Consider the following 26282-nt stretch of genomic DNA (forward strand, 5'->3'; position numbering starts at 1 on the left):
TAACTCTGAGACTGCCTTCAGCAAACCATCACTCCTTTCTACCTACCTACCATTCGTTGCATACTTTTCGTCCACGACGCTTTAAATGCTGAATCTCCTGCGAACAACTTGTAGAGCTCAAGTTCATCTTTACGGCGTTGCAGCATGATTTCCTTGAGCATTTTTTCGAAGGCCAAATCTCGATTATGGGGATCTGGGTTGTTTTTGTATTTCGATTCGAAGTCAGGGTGATTGCGGATACTTTCAGCGATGTTCACGAACTTAACCTTTTGCTCTTCAGGTGTGGCACTCCAGCCCTGGAACCATCGCTCATTAAATGTGCGAATGATTTCATCCAGCGGGTCAGTTTCTTTTTCACCGCCATGCGCCCCACGTGGGTTCGGATTTTGAGGATCAAGCTCCGCTTCTTGGTCACTAAGTTTAATGCTGTGGTTAAGCTTCACACGTTGCAAACCGTATGAACTCAGATCGACAGAATCGAGAAGCTCATCAATAGCATCAGCATCGGGATCTTCCACTTTCAATTTCGGTATTAAAAACTTCAGGAACCAAAACAGTTTTTCCCAGCTGACCATTTCATAAGGCATGATAGAAGCCATCTGCCCATAGATTTTAACGAACTGTTTGGCTTTAATCTTAAAGTCCACTTTAGCTTCAGCTTCAAGATCTAGTTCATGGTCAAACCGCGCTGCGGCAATATCAATGATTGGACTGAGTGTTTGGGCGTCTTCATTCTTGAAATAACGCGTCACAAAGTCTTCAACTTCATACCACTCGTACACACCGACATCGTCCATTTCATCTTTCAACTCGTGCAGTACGTTTATATCTGTAGCTTGGGACAATGACGTTGCTGTATAGAAAGGATCGAATGCTGATTGAATATCTTCAACCGAGTTGAAAAAATCCAGGATAAACAAGTCTTCTGTTTTCTTCCCTAGCTTAGGTGCACTGCGATTGAGCCTAGATAGCGCCTGAACACACAAGACACTGGCGAGCTTCTTATCTACATACATGGCGCAAAGTTTAGGCTGATCAAACCCAGTCAGATACTTGTTCGCAACCACTAAAAGTCGATACTCATCGGTATCAAACATATCTTTGGTATCTGACTCGGCAAAACCATTAATATCTGCTTCGGTATATTCAATACCATCAACTTCTTTGGTTCCTGAGAAAGCAATGGCAACTTTAAAGGGGTTCCCTTGCTCCTCAAGTATTCGCCTTATCGCTTTGTAGTATCGAATGGCCGTCTCAATATTTTGAGTGACCACCATTCCTTTACCTTTACCTTTGAGCTTTTTCGTATTCACGACATGCGGAACAAAATGCTCCAGCATAATCTCTGCCTTGGTATCAATTGTTTGCTGGCTTCGTTCTACATAAGCTCTGAGTTTTTTCTGCGCCTTTTTGGTATCAAACTCAGGGTTATCAGCAATTGATTTCTCAATCTCATAATAACTTTTGTACGTCGTATAATTTGCCAGCACATCCAAGATGAAGCCTTCTTCAATGGCTTGTTTCATCGAATACAAGTGAAACGGCTTGTAAGAGCCATCTTCTTGGCGTTGACCAAATTTCTCCAAAGTGCTGTTTTTTGGTGTCGCTGTAAATGCCAGGTACGACGCATTCCAGCGCATCTTACGCGATCTCATCGCCTGAAGGATTTTATCCTGAGCATCTTCTGCATCTTCGACTTCAGACTTGCCCATCGCTCGGTTCATATTGTCATGCGCCGAACCAGACTGTGAGCTGTGTGCTTCATCGATGATCACCGCAAAGCGCTTGTCACTAAGATCGGCGATACCATCAATAATGAACGGGAATTTCTGAATCGTCGTTATAATGATCTTTTTGCCATTCTCCAGCGCCTGCTTAAGCTCAGAAGACTTGTTCGCCGGGGCAATAATGTTCTTTACTTCAGAAAACTCTTTAATGTTATCCCGCAGCTGCTTGTCCAATAGGCGTCTATCGGTAACCACAATTACAGAGTCAAATAACGGCTGCTCCAAGCTTTTTCCGTCAGCTACATCAGACGAAGCAGGATAGGTTTCAATTAGCTGATAAGCTGCCCAGGTAATCGAGTTAGACTTACCTGAACCGGCTGAGTGTTGAATTAAGTAAGTCTGACCGACACCGTGCTGGGCGGCATGGTCTACTAATTTTCTCACCACATCCAATTGGTGGTATCGAGGAAAGAACAGGGTTCGCTTTGGTAATGGATCTTTGCTTGACCCATCCAGACGCACAAAATGCTGAATAATATTCGCCAAGCTTTCTTTAGTGAATACTTCTTGCCATAGGTATGCCGTTTTATGGCCAGATGGATTCGGCGGGTTGCCTTGTCCAAGATTGTGACCTTTATTGAACGGCAAGAAGAATGTACTGCTACCTGATAACTTGGTGGTCATATACACTTCGTCGGTATCGACCGCCATATGCACTAGGCAGCGGCCAAAGGTCAGCAATGGCTGAGTTGCATCCCGATCATCTCGATACTGCTTTTGGCCGTGATAACGTGCTGTTTGCCCGGTCCATGCGTTCTTCAACTCCAGCGTTATCAAGGGTATTCCGTTGATAAACAATACCATGTCGATTTCTTGTAGGGGATTTACCATGGAATAGCGCACTTGGCGAGTACAACTAAACACGTTATCTGCAAAGCTTTGCTTTACCTTCTCACTACTGCTTGCCAAAGGGGCTGGATAGAGCAAATTGAAATGAGCATCGTCTACGCTTAGCCCTTTCTTAAGTAAATGAAGAATGCCATGCTTCTTAATCAGTCGGTCAAATCGTTCGAGTAACTTACGCTGCCAATCTGAGGGGTTGTTCTTTTGCAGTTTGGCCAACTCTACTTCTTGTGTCTTTTGCAGAAATTGCCAGAAAAAACGTTCATCAATGGCATATTTTATATTGAAATCAGATGGGGAACCTGATGAGTAGCCGCAATGGCTCACTCTATATGGCATAACAAGACCATCCGAAATGCCTGTTTTTTGATCTTCAAGGCAATGACCAGTGAGTGCTCTTTCAATACTAGCCTCTAACGCCTGCTCGTTAGTGTTACTAACCATTGATAACTCCTTGCATGTAATGTTTTTCTAATAATTTCAACATCCTCTGCTGATGTTTATCTATTTCGATAGCAGACCATTGGTTATTTGATTGTGTGTACGTCTCAAAAATATCTTTCAGCTTCAACGCGTCGTAACGCGGCTTAGAATCAAAATCAGCTTTTTTCTTTGCTACCGTTTGGTTGCTATACGAAGAGTTTTCACCTGGACTTAGAAGCACTAAATTTCCAAAAGAATTTAGTGAGCTATTTTCTAGCTCACGATGGTACTCTTCTTTTTGAGGGTGAACATGTTCAACCGAATTTTTCGAAGTAATCCGATAACGTTTTAACTTATCATCATTGGCTTTTTCACTGTTTTTCCAGAGCAAGTATTCCAGCTTCTGAAACCAATAATGCTCGAATCGAGTTCCTAAAGGGCTTTTAAGATATGTGGCTTGTTCTTCCCAGGGTATCGTTTGTGGCGATATGTCTGATGCAAGTTTAAAGCTGGCTTCTTTTTGCGTTTCCCTAGTAAGTGACATTTTGTTATCGATGCTCTCCAATAGCGTAACTACGTCTTCATCTTTCACTTTCGGATCAGCAACCAATCGACTTAGAAACGCAGTTAACCAATACTGGGCTGAGTGATCACCGGTAAAGTTACGTACGGCTTGCAATTGTGCCAGTAAACCAAGTTCTTTGGCTTTACGGTTGATATAGGTTTTATTCTTGCTAATCGAGGTTAAACGTAACTGAGCATCTTCTCTATCATCATGCTCTACCCATTTCACAACCCAAGTGTCGAACTGATACCGAACCTGCCATAACAACTCGATAAACGATTTAATGGTTCGTTCATCTTGTTGTAGTAACCTTTCAAAACACGACATCAAATTACTAGCACGGATACGAGGAGCAAGATCATCCCACGATTTTTGGGTGCAAAAAATTCTGAGCGTATGAATCAATAGCAACTCAAAACTGATTATTGAACGACAATAAACGGTCTCATCATCAAAATCATCGCTTTGATTTTGAGTTTGTTCGGGGTCGACATCAAAGTCTTGTAAACCTGATGCTATCTCAGCAATTGATTTACCGACTCGTTGAATATAGTGACTAGAACCGACTAGAGGAAATAGCCCTGCCTGATATTTGGCAAGATCTGAATACTCCAGCGTTTGCCAGTCGGCATTTTTGAATATCTGCCTCAGATTGCGTTCAAAATAGTTGTCTGTATGTTCACAGGCTTGCCAAATACTACTATAAACGTCCTTATCTGTTATTATGTGTTTGAACAACTTTGCCTTCAATAAATCGACCGGTTCTAGCTGTATGCCACCCGTATTAAAACTCGAAAACATCCGGTTCAGATCCATCGATGCTGGAACAATATTGTTGACCCATTGCACTTGCTCAAAAATGTATTTAGCAAAATCATAAATATCGAAGTGGGGCTGTTTTGCTAACTTATCAACTTGCTGCTTCAAAATGGTAAGGTTAGCTTCTAGATGTACTAAGTACTCATCTTTGCGAATATCTTCTTCAGCAGGTTTCGTAATCTTTTCCAGTCCCGCATAACTGCCAAGTAAGTTGCGAACCGACTCTCTAATTTCAAACGTTAACCTCGGATTTTCACCTTTGATACTCACATGAGCCAACTGAGTCTCGATCCCTACCGACTTGAAAGCAAGTGATAACAACATCAATGTTGTGGTTCTTTGCTGCCCATCGATCAACTCATATTCGCTTTTATCACCATTTAACGCACTCAAAACACTACCAATAAAGTAATGGGGCTCTTTAGCTAAATAAGCATCACGAATATCGTCAAATAACTTGATAACTTCTTCTTCACGCCAAACGTAAGGACGCTGATAGCAAGGAATAACGAAGCCCAAATCTTTTGACGCAATAGCTCGTAATGAGAGCAGCTCCGTTTCAACTTTTGAACTCATGTTTTCTCCGTCATTTTGGTGATATTGAAGGTTAATAAGTTAGCAAATGAAGTCGCGTACTGTTCTGGCGACAAAGCCAGTTGGAAATGCTTACTTACTTCTGTAATAAAGCGCTTCTTAACACTATTGGTATCTGAATCTAAATTGCTAGGATCGACGGCCAAATCAAAAGCATCAAAAAAAACAAAGCACTGCTTAGGCGTATAGCTCAAGGCAATCCAATCCAAGACGGGATAGTCCTTCACAAAACGTGAAATTGAATTTTCTCTCACTGCTTTCTGATTACTCACTCTGCGTGAGTAAACGACTCTGAATATTTTTTTCGCGGCCAACTCCAACTGATATTCACCAAACTGGCTGATATACATCATCAGACATGCTTCATATAAACCTTGTAGATAACCACATCCTTCCAACCCCTTAAGCCAGCAAACAAAACGGTTGTAGCCTTCTTGATGGGGCAAAGTTGGATGAACCCAGTATCGCTGATACAGGTTTTGAAAATACGCCAGATAACGAATAGTGTTGACACCAGCATTAAGTGGTTGTCTGATTTCGTATCCTTGTTGCGCGGCTTTTTGAACAACATCCCCACCAATCCCGGTTAACCGCAGTACTTGGCCATAAGCAATGTCGTCACCATCAGTCGTTTGTTCACCTAGTTCGGAGACAATTTGATCCCTTACCACTTTTGTCTGCTGATGTGGTGCAAGATCTCGCATATTCAACAGTTGCCAATATCGTCCTTTCAAAAGAAATTTTACGGAGCTATCTAAATTACCCAATCCTTCCCATTGGAGCGCAAATCTTGATTGATGAACCTTAGGAACAGCTCTTAAATGATGAGCTTTGATGATGTCGGGACCACCAAGTCTCACACCGCCAGTATTTTGCGTTTCAAAAAAGCGGTATGCATCATCTTCTGACTCAGTGACCACCAATGAAAATTGAATACGCTCAAAATTGATAAGCTTCGCCCATTTCGACTTATGATTTTCTAACCAATCAAGATTTGTCTTAATTTGTTGTTGGCTACGGGGAGACTCAAAACGTAGATCAAGCTGTTGGTGTTGTTGAGATAGAAAACTGAATAAAGCTAATGTCGTAATACGCTGTTGACCATCGATAATTTTCAGCTGTTGTTCATCGTGGTGAAGAATAAGGCTACCCAAATAATACGATAGCTCATTATGCTTACGAAAATGCGCATCTAAACCTTCTAGCAAGCTATCAATTTGCTGGCTTTGCCAACAATAAGGCCGCTGGTATTCAGGAATAACTAACTCTCCAGTAATCTGTTTGCCATTATTTCCCTGTATTTTCTGGCCTTCAAAAAGTTGTTGCACCGAGCAGGTTGCGACACTTACCGTCATTTCATTTCCTTATGTTTTAATCTGTTAGAAGCTTACAGCAGTGGTGCCTTAACCACAGTGCGGTGCTGGTCACTTCTTTGCGAAAGTTTGCCGCAATTAATATGATGCGCTGGCTATTTCCTCGGTTGAGTTTTAACTTATCCAGGTCAGGCGTATCCAAAAACTCACAAATTCTACCCGAAGCACTTGCAGGAGCATTTAATAGGTCAAATTCTCCTGTTACGGGCTCATAGCGATCTAAGTACTGCTGGTAAATCTCGACGACTTGCGCTTTGGTCAAACTGGCGCAGTAGGAGGCATATTTAAGCGCCTGCCACACCACATCTCGGCCACGGTCGTCCAGCTTGTTTTCAATAATGATCAAGTTGCCATCTTTATCCAACGCCAGTAAATCTAAGCGCTCACGGGTATCATCAAAGCCATCAAACTCCTTTTGAACAATCAGTAGCTCTTCACCCAGTGCGGAAGACTCGTGTGCCAACCATTCCTGAAGATGTTTGCGCTCAGTAAAGCCCAACTCACTGAACTTCTTTGTCCTAATAGGACTAACCCTGTTGGTTTGATGATTTACCGTGAACATATTCGCGTCCTATTGCTCAACCATTTCTGGGGTGATCTTGATTTTTCCTGTCACGGCGCTGTTGATCAGGGTGGTTTTGTATTCTTTAAGTTTTTCGATTTGCATTAATTGAATTTGTATCGCCGAATAAAATTCCTTTTCAAGCTCATCAATGTACTCAGCAATTTCTACCTGTTGGGCTTCTGGAGGCAACGCGATATAGAAGTTTTTTAACGCTTGAAAGTTAAGCCCCTCTCTACCTCCGCCTTGCTGAAAGTACCAAATTTGGCCCTGACCGATTTCTGATGCCAATACAGCATTTAGAAAGACGGTTTTAATTATCTTATTAGGCCTCACGATACATACATGTTGATTCACATTCATTTCGTCGCTTGAATCGACGTAATAGCAACGACCAATTGACCCCCCAGTAATATTGAGTAACACATCACCCTTTTTCACCTTGCTATTGCTCATGCCCTCATGTGTTTTATTGGAAATTCGAGCAACATCTGTGAGATCTATTCGATCAAAATGTATGTTTTGGCTTCGTAAAAGTGGGATTCCATCATCTAGATATGTAGAGCCTCCCCCAGTTGGAGTAACGCCGCTTCCAATTTTTGATGTCACATGCTTTATTTTTTTTAAAACCCAATGCGCTGGAATCTTACCAATCCAATCTACACCGGAGTCTTTCATTGGCACATTGGGATCAAGCCCTTGGGTCACCACCTGTTGTATGATGATCTGCTTACGCTCTTTCAGCAGGCTAATTTGCTGCTCTTTGATCGCAATAGCTTCGTCGATTTGAGCGGTTTTCATGTCTAGAAAGTTGGCAATAAGGGTTTGCTCTTCGAAAGTCGGAAAAGGTAGATATAGTTGCTTGAACTGCTCCTTATTAAGACTCTCCCTTAACTCCATAATGCCTGTACAATACCTTATTAGTGATTTGTAGAAAGGCTCATTATGAAATAAGTAGGCATAGTACCTAATATTAAAGCTTTTCGTTTTAGGTCTAAGAACTATATAAACTTGGCTAAGAGCTCCAAAGTACTTACTCAAGCCAAGCGAACCAATAACGACATTCATCTTGTTTATAACAAGATCATTTTCATAAACAAGTTTATACCGCTCTATATCTTCGGATTTATTATTGCCTATTGCGCCTTTTTCATCATAAGGAATAACACCTCTATCCCTTGTCACAGACAAAATATGGTCTGTTTTTGGCCCTGTATTTTTCTCGTTTCTTTCCTCAAAGATTGCGCGGATAGGAATTAACTTCCATTCACAAGGGATTAAGCCTGAGTAATCTGAATATGAATCTTTATAAGCCTCATATCTCGGCATCAACGCTAAATCTTTACTCGGGCTGTCCATGCCCTCGCGCTTCGAGCCAACGGCTGAGCCATTGTTCAAATTTATTCCCGATAAATTTGTCATTACGCTTCTCCCTGAGCTTCCGCCACTTTAACACCCAATATCTGCGCAATAAGACCTTCGGCTTTTTGTTCTAGGTTGATGATGTCGGTTGCGACCTCTTCTAAACTACGCAGCGGTTTATGACGGTAGAAATACTTATTGAAGCTGATTTCATAGCCAATTTTCACCGTTTCTAGGTTTATCCATGCTTCATCGACATGAGGCTTCACTTCGTCTAGGAAGTACTGGTAAATGCTTTGCGTCAGCGGGACAGATTCTGTATCACGCAGGTCTGAATTGGTCTCGTAAGTGATATACTCGCCTTTTTTACTGCCTTCTGTGGTAGGAACGGGGTAATAACCAAAATCGGGCAGGTCAGCGACTTCACACTCATAGCGCTCCAGCAGGTCGTTTAATTTATCACCGCTTAACTTAACTACTTTTTTAACCACTTTCTTGGCGGTTTCGTCATACCAGCTCACCGCGCTCAGGATGGCATTTTTCTCAGGTGCTGAAAGCTTGATGGCATGGTTTTTTAGTGATTTATCAACTTGAGTTTTAAAGCTATTGAAGTCATCAAATTCAATGCTACCTATGTCAGCCATCAGCGTTTGTGCAGTTTCAAGCAATGCGTTTAGCGCCAGCCAGTGTTTCACATCAAGCAGTTTGGCCTTAGCCTTAGCATTGAGACTGATGTCGTTTTCTTCACACCAAGAAAGAATGTCCTTCTCAATGGATTTCAAGAAGCTCTTTTTCTGATCTGAACCATAGCCAGTTTTTTCATATACACGTTCGCCATGCTCTGCATAAACGTACTCCATCACTTCACTAAGCAGCCTATCAAAACGCAGTGGGGCTATGGCATCTTGAGTAAGCTTGGCTTTGCGGCGATCTGGGCGCTCGATAGTGACTTTGTAGTAGCCAAAATCTTCATTGCTGAATACCTTACTGGCGATGCCAACAGGATCATTGTTTGCATCCAGTACTCTTTCAATATCCTTACACGCGAGGTAGGTATCGGTAATTTCCGTGATGTGCTCAGGCGCAAATTCGCAGTTTTTATTACCTAAGTTCTTACGCAATTTACGGTATAGCAAGCTGGCATCAATTAATTGCACCTTACCTTTACGCGCCTCAGGTTTATTGTTGTTCAACACCCAAATGTAAGTGGTAATGCCAGTGTTATAGAACAGGTTATTAGGTAACTGAACGATGGCATCTAGCATGTCGTTTTCAATGATGAAGCGACGAATATTACTTTCGCCACCGCCCGCATCACCGGTAAAGAGCGATGAGCCGTTATGAACAGAGGCAATCCGGCTGCCTAATGGACTTATGCTCGGATCTTTCATCTTGTTGACCATCTCCATTAAGAAGAGTAATTGGCCATCACTCGAACGTGGCGTGGCATCCACCACTTCGAGATTTCCCCAATAGTCTTCCAGGTTAACCTTAAAACGCGAGTCAATCACATCACTGCCATCTTTTATGTATTTCTGTTCGGACGCCCAACTCTTACCGTATGGCGGGTTAGACAACATAAAGTCAAAGCGTGAAGCCGCAAACTCGTCGGTAGACAAGGTTGAGCCTACTTTGATGTTCTCAGGGTTGTTTCCCTTGATCATCATGTCCGATTTACAAATCGCGTAGGTCTCGTCATTGATCTCTTTGCCGTAAAGATACACATCACGGTTATTACCAAGACTTGGATATTTTTCTTCAATAAATTTCTGAGATTCAGTCAACATACCTCCGCTACCACAAGCAGGGTCGTAAACGGTCATGGTCAATGGTAGCTGCTCTTTCACTGGGTCAAAAACCAAGTGTGTCATCAGCTCAATCACTTCCCTAGGTGTAAAGTGCTCACCGGCTTCTTCGTTATTCTCCTCGTTGAACTTACGGATCAACTCTTCGAACACGTACCCCATACCCAGGTTAGTAAGGGCTGGCATCTTGTTGCCATCTGGGTCTTCGACCGTTTCATGAGTTAAGTTGATGTAAGGGGAAACAAACTTTTCGACGACATCAAGAAGGACTTGCTTTGAGGCCATATGACGAATTTGCGATTTGAGATTAAAGCATTCAATGATTTCTTTAACATTATCGCTAAAGCCAAGCAGGTACTCTTCAAAGTTGGCGAGTAATATCTGTTGGTTATTCGTTGCGGTGTTGAACAGGGATTTCAGGGTCCATTTAGATGTATTGTAAAAAACATAACCACTAGCCGCCTTCAATGGTTCATCATCAAGCTCCGTGGCTTGCATCTCTTCTTTTTGGAACTTGACCTCTTCAAGCACGGCTTCTTTGGTGGGTTCAAGTAACGTATCTAAACGTCGTAATACCACCATAGGTAAAATCACATCGCGGTACTTACCGCGAACGTACACATCACGTAAACAGTCGTCGGCAATGTTCCAAATAAATGAGATGAGCTTGTTATGTACACTATGATCCATTTTCTTTTCCTGTTCAGTGTTGGTTGCACCCCACAAAGTTGCTGCAACGGCTTCACTATAAATTTAAAATTCTGTTCTTTCTGTAACGCCTAAATGGCCGCTACATCGTTCTATTAACTTGTTCTGCCCGGCGCAATGCTTAAGTTTGTGACACCATAAAGTGCCTGGCTGTTTCGCAACCAAAGCTGATACTCAAAGCCCATTAATGAGTGTTCCGTAGAACAATCCACATGCCATTGGCGTAGCAAATAGCCAGCGGTAGCTGCTCTAATCTCAACTTTCATCACGCCACCCGTCATGCCATAGTCTAGCTCAATCGCTTCGCTGTGCTCTATACGTGGGTGTGGCACTAACTCCAGCTCTACAAATCGGTTCCATTGCCGATCTTGGGGTTCGAGCTCCGTTTCAGACAAAGTGGAGTCTTCAAGCACAACCGCAGCTTTAATTCGAGTCAATACAAAGTCACGGAACTCACTATGCTCGCGGTCAAAACCACGAACATGCCAACGCAGCCCATTGTCTACCAGCGTATGCGGCACAATTTCACGTATTGTTTCACCGCTCGATAACGACACATAGGTGATACGCAAGGCTTTGCCTTTGTGGATGGCCTCGGTAACTTTCGCCACTATCGATAAACTCGGTTTGTTAAGATGATAAGGCGCTTCACACGCAAAAGGCGGTTTTACCTTGCCAGTAAAGCCATCTCCGTACCCTTGGCTAATCGTCGCCAGTGTTCGAACGACGTCGTAGTCGAACAAGGGCTCAAATGCTTCACCTCGCTTATGCAGCTTGAGCTTTTGGTCATACTCAATGTTACCTGGTGCAAGCACTCTGTATAGCGTGAAATCTTTCGTTGCTTGTGTAGCAGCTATGCTGAAGCGATCGACTAAATCTGCCCGTACCGCTTCTCCCTTAAACAATAAGGTGAAATCGATGTGAGCAATGCGATCCCGGATTGCTTGTGGCAACTGTGCTATCTCCGAAAGCCTATCTGACTTCGCCCCTACCGTTTGTTTCAGCCCATCATTTGTCATGCGTCTTGTTTATCCCATTCAAGCAATGTCTTAATACTCTGTTTATCAAATCATGACTGGCATCGCATAATAACATTAAACTGATCCGCTCAACGCGGTTATTCATCCACAATGACTCAATCATCTCTACGGGTTGAAGCTGGACTGATGGATATAAAACACGGAATAGGCTCCAACCTAATTAATTTTATTAGACCTTATCCTATCATAAATTATTTTGTAAGGAAGACTAAAAACCTACCCCAGAAGGGATTGTCAGAATGTCGTAACGGGCAATTTCTGAAGGTAAAATATGACAAGTAGCAAATGACGGATCAGCGATGAAATCTGAAAAAAATAGCACTGCTTATTCCTGAGCACAAAACTAATCATCCGCTCGGCACTCACCGTAAACGAGTTGATACGCGATAACATCTTCTTTCATCTGTTTCCGAGTCGGCTGTCGGATTTTCAGTACCCAATCGTGTTTTAAACTGCCAAAAAATCGTTCTACAACGGCGTTATCCCAACAGGCTCCAACATCGCCCATACTTGCTCGAATACCATAACTTGTCAGTAAGTGACGATAGTACTTACTCGTATATTGTGCTCCTCTATCACTATGAAAGACTAAGCCTTTTTCGGGCTGGCGTAAGTTATACGCTTTCATCAAGGCTTTACTGACTAAATCTGCCGTCATTCGTTTATCGATGTGCCAACCCACAATACGGCGTGAGTATAAGTCCATCACGATGGCTAAATACATCCAGCCTTCCCCTGTTTTTAAATAGGTCACATCACCCGCCCACACTTCGTTAGGTGCGTGAGGATTAAAATTTTGATTGAGCAAATTATCGGCTACGGCATCACTGTGTTTGCGTTTTGTGGTGACTTTGTAAGCAACGCGCTGAGTGACAACTAGGCCAAGCTGAGCCATTAGCTTCTGAACGCCATAAGCACTTACGCTAAAGCCCTCTTTGCATAACCGTTTACGTAACGTTCTGTAACCTAAGCTATTTCGACTATGTTCAAAGATGGCTTTGGCTCTACGGTACAGACTAAGTTGTCTGCGGTAATCAATTTTGCTGGGCGTTTAAGCCACGCATAGTAGGCAGAACGACTTATTTTCATTAACTTGCAGAGCTTCAGCACGGGAAACTGTGAAGATAATTGCTTAATCGTTTTAAACGCTACTTGGTTTCCTTTAGCAGGGGAGCGCTGGCTTTTTTAAGATCTCTTTCTCCATCCTAAGTTATTTATTTTCCTTTCGAAGTCTTAATAACTCAGCTCTCTCATCGGAATTCATGCTGCTACCAGATTGCTCAACGTCGAATTTTGCTTTCCAGTTATAAAGTAATTTATCGGTGATCCCTAAAGAAGCTGCCGCTTTTGGCACGCTATAACCTTGCTCGGTGACTAATGCGACCGCCTCTTGCTTAAACTCAGCGGTATAAAATCTATTTGTTCGTTTTTTCATTTAACACCTCAATAATTGGATTATATTCCATTATTAAAGTGTCCTGTTTGATTAAAGCAGATCACTCTCTTCATTGAACGTTTAGAAGCACAAATGTTATTGCCTAAGCATCAGCGGCTCTCTGCCGTCCGGCATTTTGAGTGGTTATGTAGTTTTGGGTTTGAAGGGAAATATCCTTATGTATCACGTTTTATTAAAGGGGCCAGTCTACCAAGTTCATGAGTTAGTTCACCTACTTGAACGTAAACATAATGAACTATTTAAAGCCTATATGGATAAGCTACATCCTGATTGGCAAGAACGCAAAGAATTGCTGAATAAAGCACCGTTAGCCTACAGTCATTGGTTGTACTAACTTTGGCCCTTATGAAGCCTTAACCAATACGTTAAATAATAATTTAATTAAAATATGCTATTTTCTAACAAATTGAAGGTATGGTGGACATCAAATGAATAAATCGATAGAGACGCTCACCATACCTTTGCAAAAAAGACCACAACCCTTAGCAAAAAAGACCACAACTTGAAGCATGATGAGTATAACTCTAATGTGGCACTATTCACTGTTCACTATTATTTCGCAAGCCACTCTATTAAGCTCAACAAATTCATCCCATGTATATAGATTGGCATAGTTAAGTGCATACTGTTTATCCACTCTACATATATCAGGTCGCTCATGATAAATAGTGCATAGCAAATTCGTTTCATTATAGTGCTTACAGATACCATCACCACGATCTAGAAACTGAGTTTCCTCCGCGCGGTCTACATGGCGGCAGCAAGCACCACATTTATCACAAGGAAAGCTATATTCAAGCGTTAGCGTCATAAGGAATCTAACCATTCGTCGAATGAATCTTCATTATCGACATCATAAGGCAAAGTGATATTATTTCGCTTAATTTCCTGAACGAGGATAATTTTACGTTCATATTCTGAATTTGTCGTTTGTAATCCATTCACAAATAACCGCATTTCAACGACATTAAAATTAAATTCCAATTGTGACAATTCAACTAGATATTGATCTAAAGCTAAATTAACCTGTTGATAATACTGCAATGTCAGCTCAAATTTATCACGAAATTTATTTAAAAAACGCCAGACCTTATTCATTAACTCACTGTGCTCTAAAAAATAACACAGTGCTAATGTAACTAATCCCGAAACTAACGCCCCTATAAATATCGAGACATCATTTCCAAAAGGAAATGTTAATATACCATTTAGCCATGTTGTCAGCGCTGAGCCTAATATGACAGATATACTTACTGAGATGATTTTTATTGCTGATTTTAACAAATCACCTAACGCTAAATTTTCTGGGTTAAAAAACAGCAACTTAACTGCTGAAACTAAGCTATTCCAAGATTCACGGATTAATTTACCCACCAGCTTTGTTGAGGTGAAAAATATATTTAATAAAGTGTTAGTGATGCTAGCTAATAAACCACCAAATAAACCATTTTTAAATTCCGTAAAAAAATCTTTAAAACGAACTTTCAATCTTTCCCAAATGTTAGTAACTACATTTCCCAAATCTTCTAAAAAAACGTTAAATTTAAAATTTGATTTATGGCTATTGACCAATTTTGGGATAGCATCTTTTAATTCAAACCAAAGCTCTGCAAATACAATCCCTAGCATCTGCCTAGCCCCCATTCTGATGCCTGTATTGACAGCAGACAGGGCTGTATTAGCAAAAAATTTACTACTGCCATAATACTTACTGCTAACTTCAGCGTCATATTGCTTTCTAGCTGATTCATCGACAGCCTTCATCGCATCAAAATTGGCCTTTTCTTTATTCTTCAGCGTTCTTAATTTTTTTAATTCAACATCGGTCAGTTGCCCTTTATTTTCTAATGCACTTATATCTGCTTTTACTTGAGCTTGCTGAGATTGCATACGCAAAATAAAATCAGCCATTTTGCTGGCTTTTTTCGATTTATTTATTGTTTCATTAGTAAATGTTAAATTAGAATCGCGATTAGCTAAATCAGCGCCATTAAGCTCCGCTAAAACCCGAGCTGGGTCATTATGTACTTCATAAGCAGCAATGATATGGTCAAGGTTAGTCACATCATGTTGACTAAATGTCTCACCGGTATAAGCGTCCTTTAGCTCACCTTCAAGCTTTTTTTGCTTTCCCTGTCGATTTGTTTCTTTGTAATTTTGATGGCTATGATATTCATGGGAATCATATTCTCCGCGATTTTCATAGCGTTCTTGCTCTGCCTCTGTTGCCCAAATATTCTGCCTAACGTTATGTATGGTATCAACATCCCCACCTTTTTTATCCTTTAATAATAAAAAATCCAGACCAAAAGAAGTGACTAAACTTTGAACAATTGTATCATTAATTTCTTTTTGCCAATTATAATTTGACTGTTGCATATACCTTACCTATAAAGTAGCCGCCTAACACGGCTACTTATGATTTACTACGCGTCATCAATATGAAGCATTAAGAGAGAGTGAATCGTTCTGTTTTATCTAATTGCTTATCCAGACTATCCTGATTTAGTACTTTTAATCCATTGCTATCAGTTTCAATTTCAATGACTCCATCGACAATAGTCGCTTCATTATTTTCATTCAATTTTGGTTTAAATAATGGAGTTGTTATTAGATTGGTCATAATTGACGCAAGGCTATAACCATTTTGAATGATGAGTTTCAAATTTAAGTCACTATTAATAACGCTACTAACTGATTGCCCTGATGCTTTAGTACGTTCAATGAGTTCATTTGCTTCAGTCAATTTAGATAAATAAGGCTGGAATACTGTAAATTGCGCTTCCAAGACTTGATAAATAGCAGCGACATATTCTTTAGTTTTGGTTAAATTTTCTTTAGCGAGTGTCATTTTATATACAGCATCACTAACTTCAGAACGAATTTTTTGCGCATTATCTAATGCTTTTTCAGCATGAGAGTTATAAGCCCATCCCGCAATTGCCAGAATAGGTGCAACAACAGCTCCACCTAAGACCATCGCTCCTCCAGCCATCCCCCAACCGCCAGCAGCTAGCGAACCGCCACCTATCGCGGCCATTGTCGCATTATAAGCTGCGGCACCAGATAAGGCTGCGATTGGTGTACCTGTAGAAGCCGCAGCAAATGCCATCACACCACCATAGACAGCAAAGCCTGCAGCAGCACTTGACGCGCCAGCGCCAACTACTGTTCCGAGATACTCTGTCGCTGAAATCGCTAAATTTTGAATTTTATCAATTTCGTGACGTGGAATAGAAACTGTGATGTCTTTACCAGACTCATTAAGCTGCTTTAAAATTGCTTGAGCAAGAATGTTGAATTTATTAAAACTCTCACCAATGTTTAATTCTAATGTACCAAGTTTTTCTAATTCAGCTGTTGTGCTGACATTGACTTCCTCTAGTACTTCTTTATTTTCATCGTAACGATGCTGTGCTTTGCCTAAAATATCCTCAGCTTCTGATTTAGTTTGATATCCGTCATATGCTTTTTTTCCGCCAAATGCAGCTGCCGCAATAGCAGCCCCAGCAATAATAAATGGAATAGCCATAGTACCCTCTTAACTTTTATGACATTGAAATAATCGACTATAAACGTGTAATATAGTCGTGTAGATTTTGTTCAAGTTTTAACTTTAACCATTCAGGCTCTAATATCTTAATATTAGGTAGCCAGTATTGAATTAAAGGTAATATTTGTTTGTCACTCATTGCTACACATGAAATAGTAAAATAATTTTCATTCTCCTCAATAATAGATTGTCGAGGAAAGACATTTCTCCTTTTAAAATATTCGGCTACCGAAGATGAAATCTCCATTCTCACATTAAAGTGGCGATTTGTTGTCCATGGGTCTTCGCTATTTAATAACATATCAGCAACACTAACATCAAATTCAAATGACTCTTTACTTACATCTAACCATTCAATTCTATTTAATGAAAATGACTTTAATTGATTATCTTCAGTTGCTTTCAGGTACCAAATCGTATTATGGCAAACTAGTTTATAGGGAGTTAAAATACGATTTTTACCCTTATATAGAACTTGTAATTTTCTTTTGTTATCAATTGAATATCTGATTTTTTCATAGTATTTGCTGAGATAACTTTTAACCCTGTGTTCAATACCATTAAACTCAATGAGAACACTTTTACTTTCAATTGTTTGTGGGATACTTCTCAAAAATGACTGATTAAAATCAGGGAGGTATTTATCTATCCCCAAAAAAGAAATCATTTTGTAATATTCGACAACCATCGAAAATCCATAATTAGAATTACCTTTATGCTCAAGAATTAAGCTTAATGAATTTAAATCTCGATAAATCGTTCTCTCGCTAACTTTAAAACGAGTTGCCAATTCAAATTTATTTACTTCACCATAAAGATATGTATCAAGAATGATTGTTGCTAATCTGACTCCCTGATTTTTTTTGTAATCATCCATGTTTATCTCACGTAAATTTAAGTTAAGAATAATTGTACATAGAATAACAAATCAAGTGACAAATGGCGTCAGTACCAAACAAATTTACTAATAGGATAAATCTTATTTTTAATAATTGTATATTTCTTGATTAATTTAAGGCCTGTTTAATTCGCAACTATAATTAGCCATCTAATGAGTTAAACACATATATGGCCCATTCGTTGGCTAATAAGCGACAGATTCCAATTCTATATATCAAATATAGGCTCTCAAAGACCTATCGTAAATCTAGTCAAATTAACAATGCCACTTCAGACTTTCTTAGCCCAGCATTTATAAATCAAAACTAGGAGGAGAAAACTGGTAATTAACAATATATGCGCCAATAGGCCCAGTTTTTGTTGTTACCCATACGATTCCTGTGTTTGTCTGAGTTTTCGACTTTGGATCGCTAATACAAAGTAATTTCCACTGTTCAGTATAGGTTTCTTTTATCCATATACCGTGATCACATCGGCTAAATCAGCTAGTACTAGGGCCCGACGATGTGATTTCATATTCAGTTTGGTAGCAAATAGTTTTGGTTGTTAGTAAATACGCCCACACATCAAACGCAGGCATGAGTAATACAAGCGTCATAAATCCAGACTGAAGAAAGTTTTTAAATGTGTACTTGAGTGGGCGGCGTAAAATGCTCAAAACTCCACCAATCACACTTACAATAGCTGCAAACGTAATAGAAATAGTCCATTTTGAAAACCATTCAAACATAACAGTTCTATGGCCTAATATTAGTGACCAACACATGAATGCTATCCAGATGACAACCGAAACAACAATCCAGTAAATAAACATTGTTTTGTTCTTGTTGACCCGACTGTATGATTTGAATTGATATTTCATAATACCTCATATGGTCTGAGAAACTTATTTAAATAGCTCTTATTATTTTTACCATTTATGTCAAATGGCTAAATGACAATACACTTTTATAATTTAAGAATTACTATTTCTCACAATCCACCCTTCAAAAATTATATTTTTAACATAATTTACCTGTTTTATTTCTAATAACACCAAAAAACAGGTAAATATATATTTTAAAAAATAAACTCTATTCTAAAAATAGTTTTACTTCTTAACGGGACTAACTACATTTCCACTATCTGTACCATAATATTTTTTTGTTGTCATTCCTTGTTTGTAGTAATCATTTAGAAGTTTTAGAAAATTTCGTCCCTGCCTCTCATTTTCAATCACTATTTTTCCATTCTCATTAAATATAAACTCTTCTCCTTGAAACATTTTTAAAACACCATTGATTGATTTAACCCCATTCTCATCTAAAGTAGTATGATTTCCTTTCTCCGCAATATGAGCTAGAGTTTTCCTCAATGATGGTTTATGTAAAATCGCCTGTTCAATAATATCTAGACCTTCAACAAGGTTAAAATCTTTAATAGTATTTAATGTTTTTTGTGCTGCTGCTGTAAATTCAGCTTCTAACCCAACAATAGATTCAAAACTTTTTTTATGGAAAACATAAAACTGTTCTTTTATATAAATACAATCTATTTTATCGTCAAAGTTTACTGCACTACCATCAAATGTTCTTAATTCTTTATCCGATTTATCAAACAATGCAAATATACGTTGAGCAAAGTCTTGTGGTTCATTCGTTGTAATCTTACCCTTACTTATTTTACGAAATGAATAAGTAAGCTCTGACCCTTTTTGGACTTTAATACAGTAAGCCCATAATTCTTCCTGTATATTTGTTAATGATGTGAGAACATCTAGTTTATCACTCTTAATATCCTCATTTATTATTTTCGCAAAAGAAATAGCATTATTCATTGCATAAGTGTATATTTTATTATCAATATCATCATCAATTACTGTATAGTTTTTCATTTCAATATCATCTTTTGATGCGTGAGAAATAATTTGATTTGACAATGTTTGTTTGAAGAAATTAGCAATATCAGGAGCTATAGGTGCTTTAGTGACTTTGAAGTCATATTTATCAGTGACTTTTGCATTTTTATTCATACCTGCTTTAAGATGTCTTGTTACAAAATATAAAGAAATCTTAGCTTTCTTACTGTCTTTTAATTGTTCAGCATACTCTAATAACTCTTCAAGTTTTAACATCATCATTCCTTTTGCAGTTCAGCATAATAAAGTTTAGGCCCAACATCTTCAATATCTAAAATATCATCCTCTTCTAAATATTTAGATTTCGTTAAAATCATTCCACTTCGTTTTTTATTGCTCTCTATATCCAAATAAGTAATCTGATATAATGTATAATAAATACTTATAGTAGGGTTTATAAGTATCATACTAGAATTAATATATATTAACCCTGTCACTATTAATAAAATAGCGATAGGAACAACATTAGATATTATTGATAAGTCTTGAAACACAAAGGGTATTATATAAGTAAACAAGTAACTTATTGACTCATTATTTTTATTTTCTATATCTAGTATTTTAACTGTTCTTCCACTTGTTTGGCATCTACGTTTTACATTACTTAAAAATATTTTCAAACCAACAACACCAAATATAGATAATGATATCAATACACTCACTGTGCCGAAGTATTTAAGAAAGATCAACACTGATTCAGTATGAAATCCTTTCCAGTGTAAATAGTTTCTATAATTATAAATTTGAACAAAGCACATAATAAAAAATAGGGGTAAATAAGACACTATAAATAATGAGATTCTAGCTCCTAAATGTAACTTGTTTATTCTCATAATCCCCCCTCCCGATTTAATTCATTAAATATTCTAATACATTCAAAACAGTAATTCATCTACTTTCATCATATCCTGTATTACATCGCTTATAGCTTACAGAAAACCACTGTTTATTGACACAGTATTTTTCTTCACATTCACTTTCAACTAAACACATAAAATTATTTCTATTTATAGTTGTTTACAAAAACGCTTGACACAAGGTGAAACTCATTACACTTACATGTTATTTATCAATAAGATAACAAAATAAAGGCATTAAAGATTTATAATATACCACTACAAAAAATCTCAGATATATATCATCTCTTTGAATGACTATAATTTTATTTCAAGGAGTAATATGCATCCTCACTCTCACTTTAAATCCACATTATCTGTTCTACCTCACTCATTCCAAACCTCTTTTTTCAACCGACTAAACCAACTAATCAACTACTCGCCCACCATCGGCCTGATGGGTAAAACAGGGGCTGGCAAATCCAGTCTCATCAATGCGCTGTTCCAATCCTCACTATCGCCTGTGAGCGATGTTTCAGGTTGTACGCGCCAAACCCAATACTTCAGTATGAAGATGAACAACCACACACTTACCTTTGTTGATTTGCCGGGTGTGGGGGAAAGTATCGAACGAGATAAAGAGTACCACCAGCTATATCATAACTTATTACCAGAACTGGATTTAATTATCTGGGTACTCAAAGCAGATGACAGAGCATGGTCTTCTGATGAACAGTGTTATCGCTTTCTTACTGAGCAATGTGGTTACCAATCTGAACGATTTCTATTTGTCTTGAACCAAGCCGATAAAATAGAGCCCTGCCGCCAGTGGGATGAACATAACCACCAGCCATCCTCAGAGCAAACTGCTAACTTGGAATTGAAACAACAAGCCGTAGTAACAGCTTTTAAGCCGTATCACCCTGTGATGGTTATATCTGCAATCGAAAGCTATCAACTCACTGAATTAGCAGAGCAACTCATACAGGCGTTACCGGCGAAAGCCAGTAGCGGTGTAGCTAGGCAACTGAACAGCCCTTACCGGACGCAATCGGTGGAGAACGCCGCACGTAACGATTTTGGTCAATGTGTCAGTGATATTGTGGATACCTTAATCGATATCATTCCCTTGCCGCCATTGATAAGAAGTACGGTTAGCACCGTTAAAAACAGTATCGTCTCCATCGCTAAATCCCTGTGGAGCCTGTTCTTTTAACCTCTTACATTACCCCATTAATTATCACTCTCAGCGTCAGTCCTTAACAGGATTGGCGCTTTTTTATTTCTTTTTCTTGGAATATCAACTAATGAATAATTCAACTGAATGTGCAATTACAATGACACTCGTTCCCGATGAGCAACGCCTGGATTTTTGGATCAACCACTTCGGAAGCGTGAAAGGCTGGATCACCTTTGAAGTGGTCATCTTTACCACTATGGGGCAGTTTTGTGATGACTATCAGGGTGGGTATTGGGAATATTGCACCTTATCCAATGGTGGCGCTTTTATTTATCCCGATTTACCTCAAGATACACTGACGCTGTTCAACCCATATAACGGTAACGAAGCCAACGTCAGTTGTGAAGCGGCAGGCATTGCCGTGTGTTTGATGATGTACAGTTTATGGTCATTTCAAACGGAAAGTGACACCCTAGTCGATCGTTTTTATCAATTGCGTGATTATGCAGCGCAACATCCTGAAAGTTTAGCTATTTTTCATCTTATCGATTAACACCTTTCTTAATTCACTTTTTCAGTTTTACCTATCGACTTTATTTTCAAGGAAATTGATTATGACTCGTTTAGCTTCCCGCTTTGGAGCGGCGAATAGTATTCGCCGTGACCGCCCATTAACCATCGAAGAATTGTTTCGTACTGTACCGAGTGTTTTTTCAGAAGACAAACATGAATCTCGCAGCGAAAAGTACACTTATATTCCTACTATTACCTTACTCGATAGTTTACAGAAAGAAGGTTTTTACCCGTTCTTTGCCTGTCAAACTCGTGTGCGAGATGACAGCCGTCGTGATCATACTAAGCATCTGTTACGCCTCAGACGTCATGACCAAATTACGGGCAGCCAAGTGCCTGAAATCATCTTGCTCAATAGTCATGATGGGTCGAGTAGCTATCAAATGTTACCGGGCTTTTTTCGCTATGTTTGTCAAAATGGGCTGGTTTGTGGCGATACCTTTGGGGAGGTCAGAGTTCCACACAAAGGTAATGTCGTCGATAAAGTGATTGAAGGGGCTTACGAAGTGTTAGGTACGTTTGATGCTATCGCTGAAAAACGTGAGCAAATGCAGACCTTACTATTACCGCCACCAGCACAACAGATCTTCGCCCAAGCCGCTCTCATGTATCGTTATGGCGAAGAACATCAACCGATCACTGAAGCCCAAGTGTTACAACCTCGCCGCTTTGAAGATAAAAAAGACGATCTTTGGACTGTTTACCAACGTTTGCAGGAAAATTTAATCAAGGGCGGATTATCAGGCAGGAATGCCAAAGGTAAACGCGCTCGCACGCGTTCAGTGAATGGGATTGATGGGGATATTAAGCTCAATAAAGCGTTGTGGGTACTCACAGAGCAAATGCATGTGCACTTTTCTGGACGCGAACGACTATAGCTACAGTAAACATTAAATAATCGAATCTTACGGCGAACTTATGAAACTATCAGAACGTCAACTAAAAACCTTGGGTAATGTGAAACTCAATTATGGCTCACTCAGCAACAAAAGGACGCTCAACTCGCTGGAGAAAAAAGGCTTAATCCACTGGCATACATCAAACCATTGGGTCTTAACGGAGTTCGGTTTTCATATCTATAACATGAGTAAACGGCGTTGCTTATAAAGCGTTAGCGCTAACATAAAGACTTATCCCGTATTTTGGTACTTGATGATATCGAGCACACTAATCTATTCAAGAAAGGAGAGCATTCTTTAAACATCCTTTTATTCCCTTCCATTTTGACTAACTCCCTCATCAACTCTTTTTCTTATTTAAGCACCAAAACAACAGTTGATCGATTACGCCGATCGATAACCGTTTATTGATAGTTATGATCGATATTACCGATCGTATTTTAATTATTGATAGGTAAAACAGATCGATTGAGTTAAACTATCTCACGCTAAATTATCTTTATGTCAGTGATATTAAGGTGATTGAGTCAAATCTTTCATGCCTTCCACTGACATAACGCGATTCAACCATACTTAATGTGATATTGATTAAAAGGAAATCAATCATGAAAAAAGCGTTTATTGTTCCCGCACTAATGGGGTGCATTTCATTACCGGCATTCGCTAACACGGATGACAGTAAAACGGGGATTTATGTCACGGGTAAAATGGGCCCATCCATTGTGCAAATGTCCGGCCAGCAGTTTGTCTACAGCGGCTATGCTGATGCCGGTGATAATGGTACAAAAAATGGAGATAGCCATCGTACGGGAGTATTTGGCGGTGGACTTGCGTTGGGTTATGACTTTTCCAATCAGTTTGATATCCCTGTTCGGGCTGAATTGGAATTTATGGCGCGTGATAAAGCGAATTCAACCTACAACATCCGCGACCGTGTGCGTAATGGCGTACATCAAACTCGTGATATTAAAAACCAAATCAAACTCAATACGTTAATGGTCAATGGGTATTACGACATTAAAAATAGCTCAAATTTCACGCCGTATATCTCTGTCGGGCTAGGCTATGCGGCCGTGGATTTTAAAACCACCCGCGCTGATGCTTATACCCCAGGACTCTCTCTGCATGATACTCACACGCATACCGCCAATAACTTTGCCTGGAGTGTCGGTGCGGGGGTGAACTATGCCATCAATGACGATTGGGATATGGGTCTAAGTTATCGCTATTTAGATGCCGGAAAAGCGGACATCACGACAGCGGTAGGCGATGGGGAAAACACCTCAAAAATCAAAGTGAAGGCCAACGATATCATGCTTGGTTTGACTTACCGATTCTAATCTCTGGCATTCAGCCTTAAAGATTACCCTCAACTTACCTAGCCAACATACCTTTTTGATGTTGGCTATTTTATTAATTAAACAAAAAAAATAACAACGATTAAATTTTAATCACAAAAAATTGTAATAAAAAGAGGTAAAAATGAATTCAATTAATCATATTCGTTTAGGTGTTGAACGAATTTTTTTCATCATTAGCTTAGTGCTAGTATTCGGTTTTACAGTCATCATCGCCAATCACTATAATATCGACCCATTTATTGGTAAGCCCTTAATGTATCTACTGTATTACCTTATCGCGATGTTAGCTCCACTCTTGATTTCTCAAATATTGTTGTGGGTCATTTATGGGTTTAAGGGTATCCCTTTCCGTTTAATGCTAACGCGGAAAATTTTGGCATTCGTCTTCGCTTTCATCGCCTCTTTATGTGTTATCTACTTATTGCTCATCGGGATTATTCCTTTTATGGTTTTTGACCATGCTTTAATTTTTATACTTTATGAATACTTTTTTATTTTCCTCCTTTTCGCCTGCCTTATCGGACTGAGCGCTGGCGTTATTGTCTATATCCATACCGTTAAAAATGTACCCCATCCATTTCAATACCCGCATCCTATTTTCCGTTTAATGACATTCTTAGCGCTATACCTTGTCATTATGAATGCCTTAGCGATAGGCATTGGCAACCAAATCAATCTCAATATCATGGTGATTCTAGCGGGTACTATCGCAGGTTATGTGGGGTATTGGGGATATGGCGTCCTACAACAATACACGGCAACGCGTTCTCGGAAACTCAGGATAACCCTGTCAACAATCATTTCCCTTGCTATCTTAGCGCTACTGGCACTCCTTAACGTTCTATTGCCTAACCGATTAAATATGTTCGGATTATTCCTGCTATTTTTTATCGAACTGGCTATTGCAATCACATTAGGTCGACTCACCTATCAGAAAAACAACCATCAGAAAGACGGTTCAACAATGAGGATAAATCATGACTAAATACGTATTTATTTTCATGGTGTTTTGCCTCAATTTTACCGCGAGCGCCTTTAACACGAATGTATTTGATACCGCCATCGATAAAAGTGGTTTTACACCAATGTGTAATAACCAAGCGATTGCCGATAAGGATTGTCGTGTTGACGATTACCTCGAGGGACGTTATGTCGTCACGAGCACAGTGAATCTGGGCGCTAAATGTGCCTTCGTAATTGCCGAAGTGATTGATAGTCAAACCAACCAACTATTTAGTACATCAACTGGCGATTGTGAAGACGGCCCTCTCGATACCTATTACCGCTTATCCCGTATTAACAAAAAAGTGTGGCTGGATGCTTACAGTCAAGGAAAACACATTGACCATGTGGAGGTTATCTTTCAATGAAAAATCGCACATTAAACAGCCTTCCTTTTGTGGGAATTATCGCAATCGTCACATTGGGGATTTATTTCGGCAAACAACCTAAGCCAACCTATCGAGATTGTGTTGAGTTCAGCTCATCTCCTGCCAATACGCTTCAGATTTATGATCAACCCGATAGAGCTTCCAAGTCTATCAACTATCAGCCCACATCAGGAAAAGAACAATTCTGGGTCGCAAAACGAACAGCTGATGAACAATGGGTACAACTCTACCATGCCATAACACTTTTTGATGATTTACCTGAATCAGCTAAACTCGGATGGGTTAGTACCACGAACATAAACACATTGGGGATATTTGAGTGCATGACTAAGAATTAGCACTCATGATAAAATAA

Annotated in this window: 20 protein-coding genes and 3 pseudogenes; 9 read left to right on the forward strand and 14 right to left on the reverse strand. The window is 39.5% G+C overall.

The genetic code is table 11. The annotated features are described in order from the left end of the window. Positions 1–38: 38 nt before the first annotated feature. From P3L40_RS14630 to P3L40_RS14670, 8 genes and pseudogenes are all read right to left on the reverse strand, one after another. On the reverse strand, positions 39–3074 hold the full coding sequence (locus tag P3L40_RS14630; protein WP_272693212.1) for a type I restriction endonuclease subunit R: 3036 nt from the start codon (positions 3072–3074) through the stop codon (positions 39–41). Beyond that, entirely contained in the window at positions 3067–5013 is a 1947-nt protein-coding gene (locus tag P3L40_RS14635; protein WP_272693211.1) for a DUF262 domain-containing protein, read from the reverse strand. Before P3L40_RS14635 ends, P3L40_RS14630 begins: the two co-directional genes overlap by 8 nt. Next, positions 5010–6386 carry a DUF262 domain-containing protein gene (locus tag P3L40_RS14640; RefSeq protein ID WP_272693210.1) on the reverse strand — a complete coding sequence of 459 codons (1377 nt, stop codon included), beginning with the start codon at positions 6384–6386 and terminating at the stop codon, positions 5010–5012. Before P3L40_RS14640 ends, P3L40_RS14635 begins: the two co-directional genes overlap by 4 nt. A 49-nt stretch (positions 6387–6435) precedes the next feature. After that, positions 6436–6966 (reverse strand): annotated as a pseudogene (locus P3L40_RS14645) (hypothetical protein); the annotation flags it as partial. 9 nt (positions 6967–6975) lie between these two features. Further along, a complete protein-coding gene (locus tag P3L40_RS14650) occupies positions 6976–8388 on the reverse strand; it encodes a restriction endonuclease subunit S (protein ID WP_272693209.1) in 1413 nt (470 codons plus the stop codon). Further along, complete coding sequence (locus P3L40_RS14655) at positions 8388–10823, reverse strand: class I SAM-dependent DNA methyltransferase (protein WP_272693208.1); 2436 nt, start codon at positions 10821–10823, stop codon at positions 8388–8390. The genes P3L40_RS14650 and P3L40_RS14655 overlap by 1 nt, the downstream gene beginning before the upstream one ends. Before the next feature lie 113 nt (positions 10824–10936). Beyond that, complete coding sequence (locus tag P3L40_RS14660) at positions 10937–11860, reverse strand: WYL domain-containing protein (protein ID WP_272693207.1); 924 nt, start codon at positions 11858–11860, stop codon at positions 10937–10939. 388 nt (positions 11861–12248) lie between these two features. Continuing rightward, positions 12249–13316 (reverse strand): annotated as a pseudogene (locus P3L40_RS14670) (IS3 family transposase); the annotation flags it as partial. A 214-nt stretch (positions 13317–13530) separates the two neighbouring features. Between P3L40_RS14670 and P3L40_RS14675 the strand changes: the two are divergent. After that, positions 13531–13671: pseudogene (locus P3L40_RS14675) on the forward strand (YgjP-like metallopeptidase domain-containing protein); the annotation flags it as partial. Positions 13672–13872: 201 nt separating this feature from the next. Here P3L40_RS14675 and P3L40_RS14680 read toward each other — a convergent pair. The 6 genes from P3L40_RS14680 to P3L40_RS14705 all read right to left on the reverse strand — a co-directional run bounded on the left by P3L40_RS14680 (position 13873) and on the right by P3L40_RS14705 (position 20520). Beyond that, positions 13873–14148 carry a YkgJ family cysteine cluster protein gene (locus P3L40_RS14680; protein ID WP_272693206.1) on the reverse strand — a complete coding sequence of 92 codons (276 nt, stop codon included), beginning with the start codon at positions 14146–14148 and terminating at the stop codon, positions 13873–13875. Then, complete coding sequence (locus P3L40_RS14685) at positions 14145–15716, reverse strand: cobalamin adenosyltransferase (protein WP_272693205.1); 1572 nt, start codon at positions 15714–15716, stop codon at positions 14145–14147. The genes P3L40_RS14680 and P3L40_RS14685 overlap by 4 nt, the downstream gene beginning before the upstream one ends. Before the next feature lie 70 nt (positions 15717–15786). Further along, a complete protein-coding gene (locus tag P3L40_RS14690; protein WP_272693204.1) occupies positions 15787–16869 on the reverse strand; it encodes a chemotaxis protein in 1083 nt (360 codons plus the stop codon). Between the two features lie 37 nt (positions 16870–16906). Further along, on the reverse strand, positions 16907–17767 hold the full coding sequence (locus P3L40_RS14695; protein WP_272693203.1) for a helix-turn-helix transcriptional regulator: 861 nt from the start codon (positions 17765–17767) through the stop codon (positions 16907–16909). A gap of 1113 nt (positions 17768–18880) precedes the next feature. Continuing rightward, the gene (locus tag P3L40_RS14700; protein ID WP_272693202.1) at positions 18881–19903 is read right to left on the reverse strand and encodes a Kiwa anti-phage protein KwaB-like domain-containing protein; all 1023 of its coding nucleotides are present in this window, start codon (positions 19901–19903) and stop codon (positions 18881–18883) included. Between the two features lie 2 nt (positions 19904–19905). After that, positions 19906–20520 carry a hypothetical protein gene (locus P3L40_RS14705; RefSeq protein WP_272693201.1) on the reverse strand — a complete coding sequence of 205 codons (615 nt, stop codon included), beginning with the start codon at positions 20518–20520 and terminating at the stop codon, positions 19906–19908. A 346-nt stretch (positions 20521–20866) separates the two neighbouring features. Here P3L40_RS14705 and P3L40_RS14710 point away from each other — a divergent pair, with 346 nt between their 5' ends. From P3L40_RS14710 to P3L40_RS14745, 8 genes are all read left to right on the forward strand, one after another. Continuing rightward, positions 20867–21739 (forward strand): GTPase family protein, encoded by an 873-nt coding sequence (locus P3L40_RS14710; RefSeq protein ID WP_272693200.1) that lies wholly within the window; start codon positions 20867–20869, stop codon positions 21737–21739. Between the two features lie 91 nt (positions 21740–21830). Next, complete coding sequence (locus P3L40_RS14715) at positions 21831–22256, forward strand: antirestriction protein (RefSeq protein ID WP_272693199.1); 426 nt, start codon at positions 21831–21833, stop codon at positions 22254–22256. A gap of 61 nt (positions 22257–22317) precedes the next feature. Further along, positions 22318–23154 carry a DUF932 domain-containing protein gene (locus P3L40_RS14720; RefSeq protein WP_272693198.1) on the forward strand — a complete coding sequence of 279 codons (837 nt, stop codon included), beginning with the start codon at positions 22318–22320 and terminating at the stop codon, positions 23152–23154. Positions 23155–23194: 40 nt separating this feature from the next. Next, a complete protein-coding gene (locus P3L40_RS14725; RefSeq protein ID WP_154598322.1) occupies positions 23195–23383 on the forward strand; it encodes a hypothetical protein in 189 nt (62 codons plus the stop codon). 397 nt (positions 23384–23780) lie between these two features. Further along, a complete protein-coding gene (locus P3L40_RS14730) occupies positions 23781–24515 on the forward strand; it encodes an outer membrane protein (RefSeq protein WP_272693197.1) in 735 nt (244 codons plus the stop codon). 142 nt (positions 24516–24657) lie between these two features. Beyond that, positions 24658–25521 carry a hypothetical protein gene (locus P3L40_RS14735; protein WP_272693196.1) on the forward strand — a complete coding sequence of 288 codons (864 nt, stop codon included), beginning with the start codon at positions 24658–24660 and terminating at the stop codon, positions 25519–25521. Then, complete coding sequence (locus P3L40_RS14740; protein WP_036967295.1) at positions 25514–25906, forward strand: hypothetical protein; 393 nt, start codon at positions 25514–25516, stop codon at positions 25904–25906. Before P3L40_RS14735 ends, P3L40_RS14740 begins: the two co-directional genes overlap by 8 nt. Next, positions 25903–26265 (forward strand): hypothetical protein, encoded by a 363-nt coding sequence (locus P3L40_RS14745; protein WP_214208557.1) that lies wholly within the window; start codon positions 25903–25905, stop codon positions 26263–26265. The genes P3L40_RS14740 and P3L40_RS14745 overlap by 4 nt, the downstream gene beginning before the upstream one ends. Positions 26266–26282: the final 17 nt, after the last annotated feature.

This window comes from Providencia sp. PROV040 (genome assembly GCF_032706145.1).
Classification (GTDB): domain Bacteria; phylum Pseudomonadota; class Gammaproteobacteria; order Enterobacterales; family Enterobacteriaceae; genus Providencia; species Providencia hangzhouensis.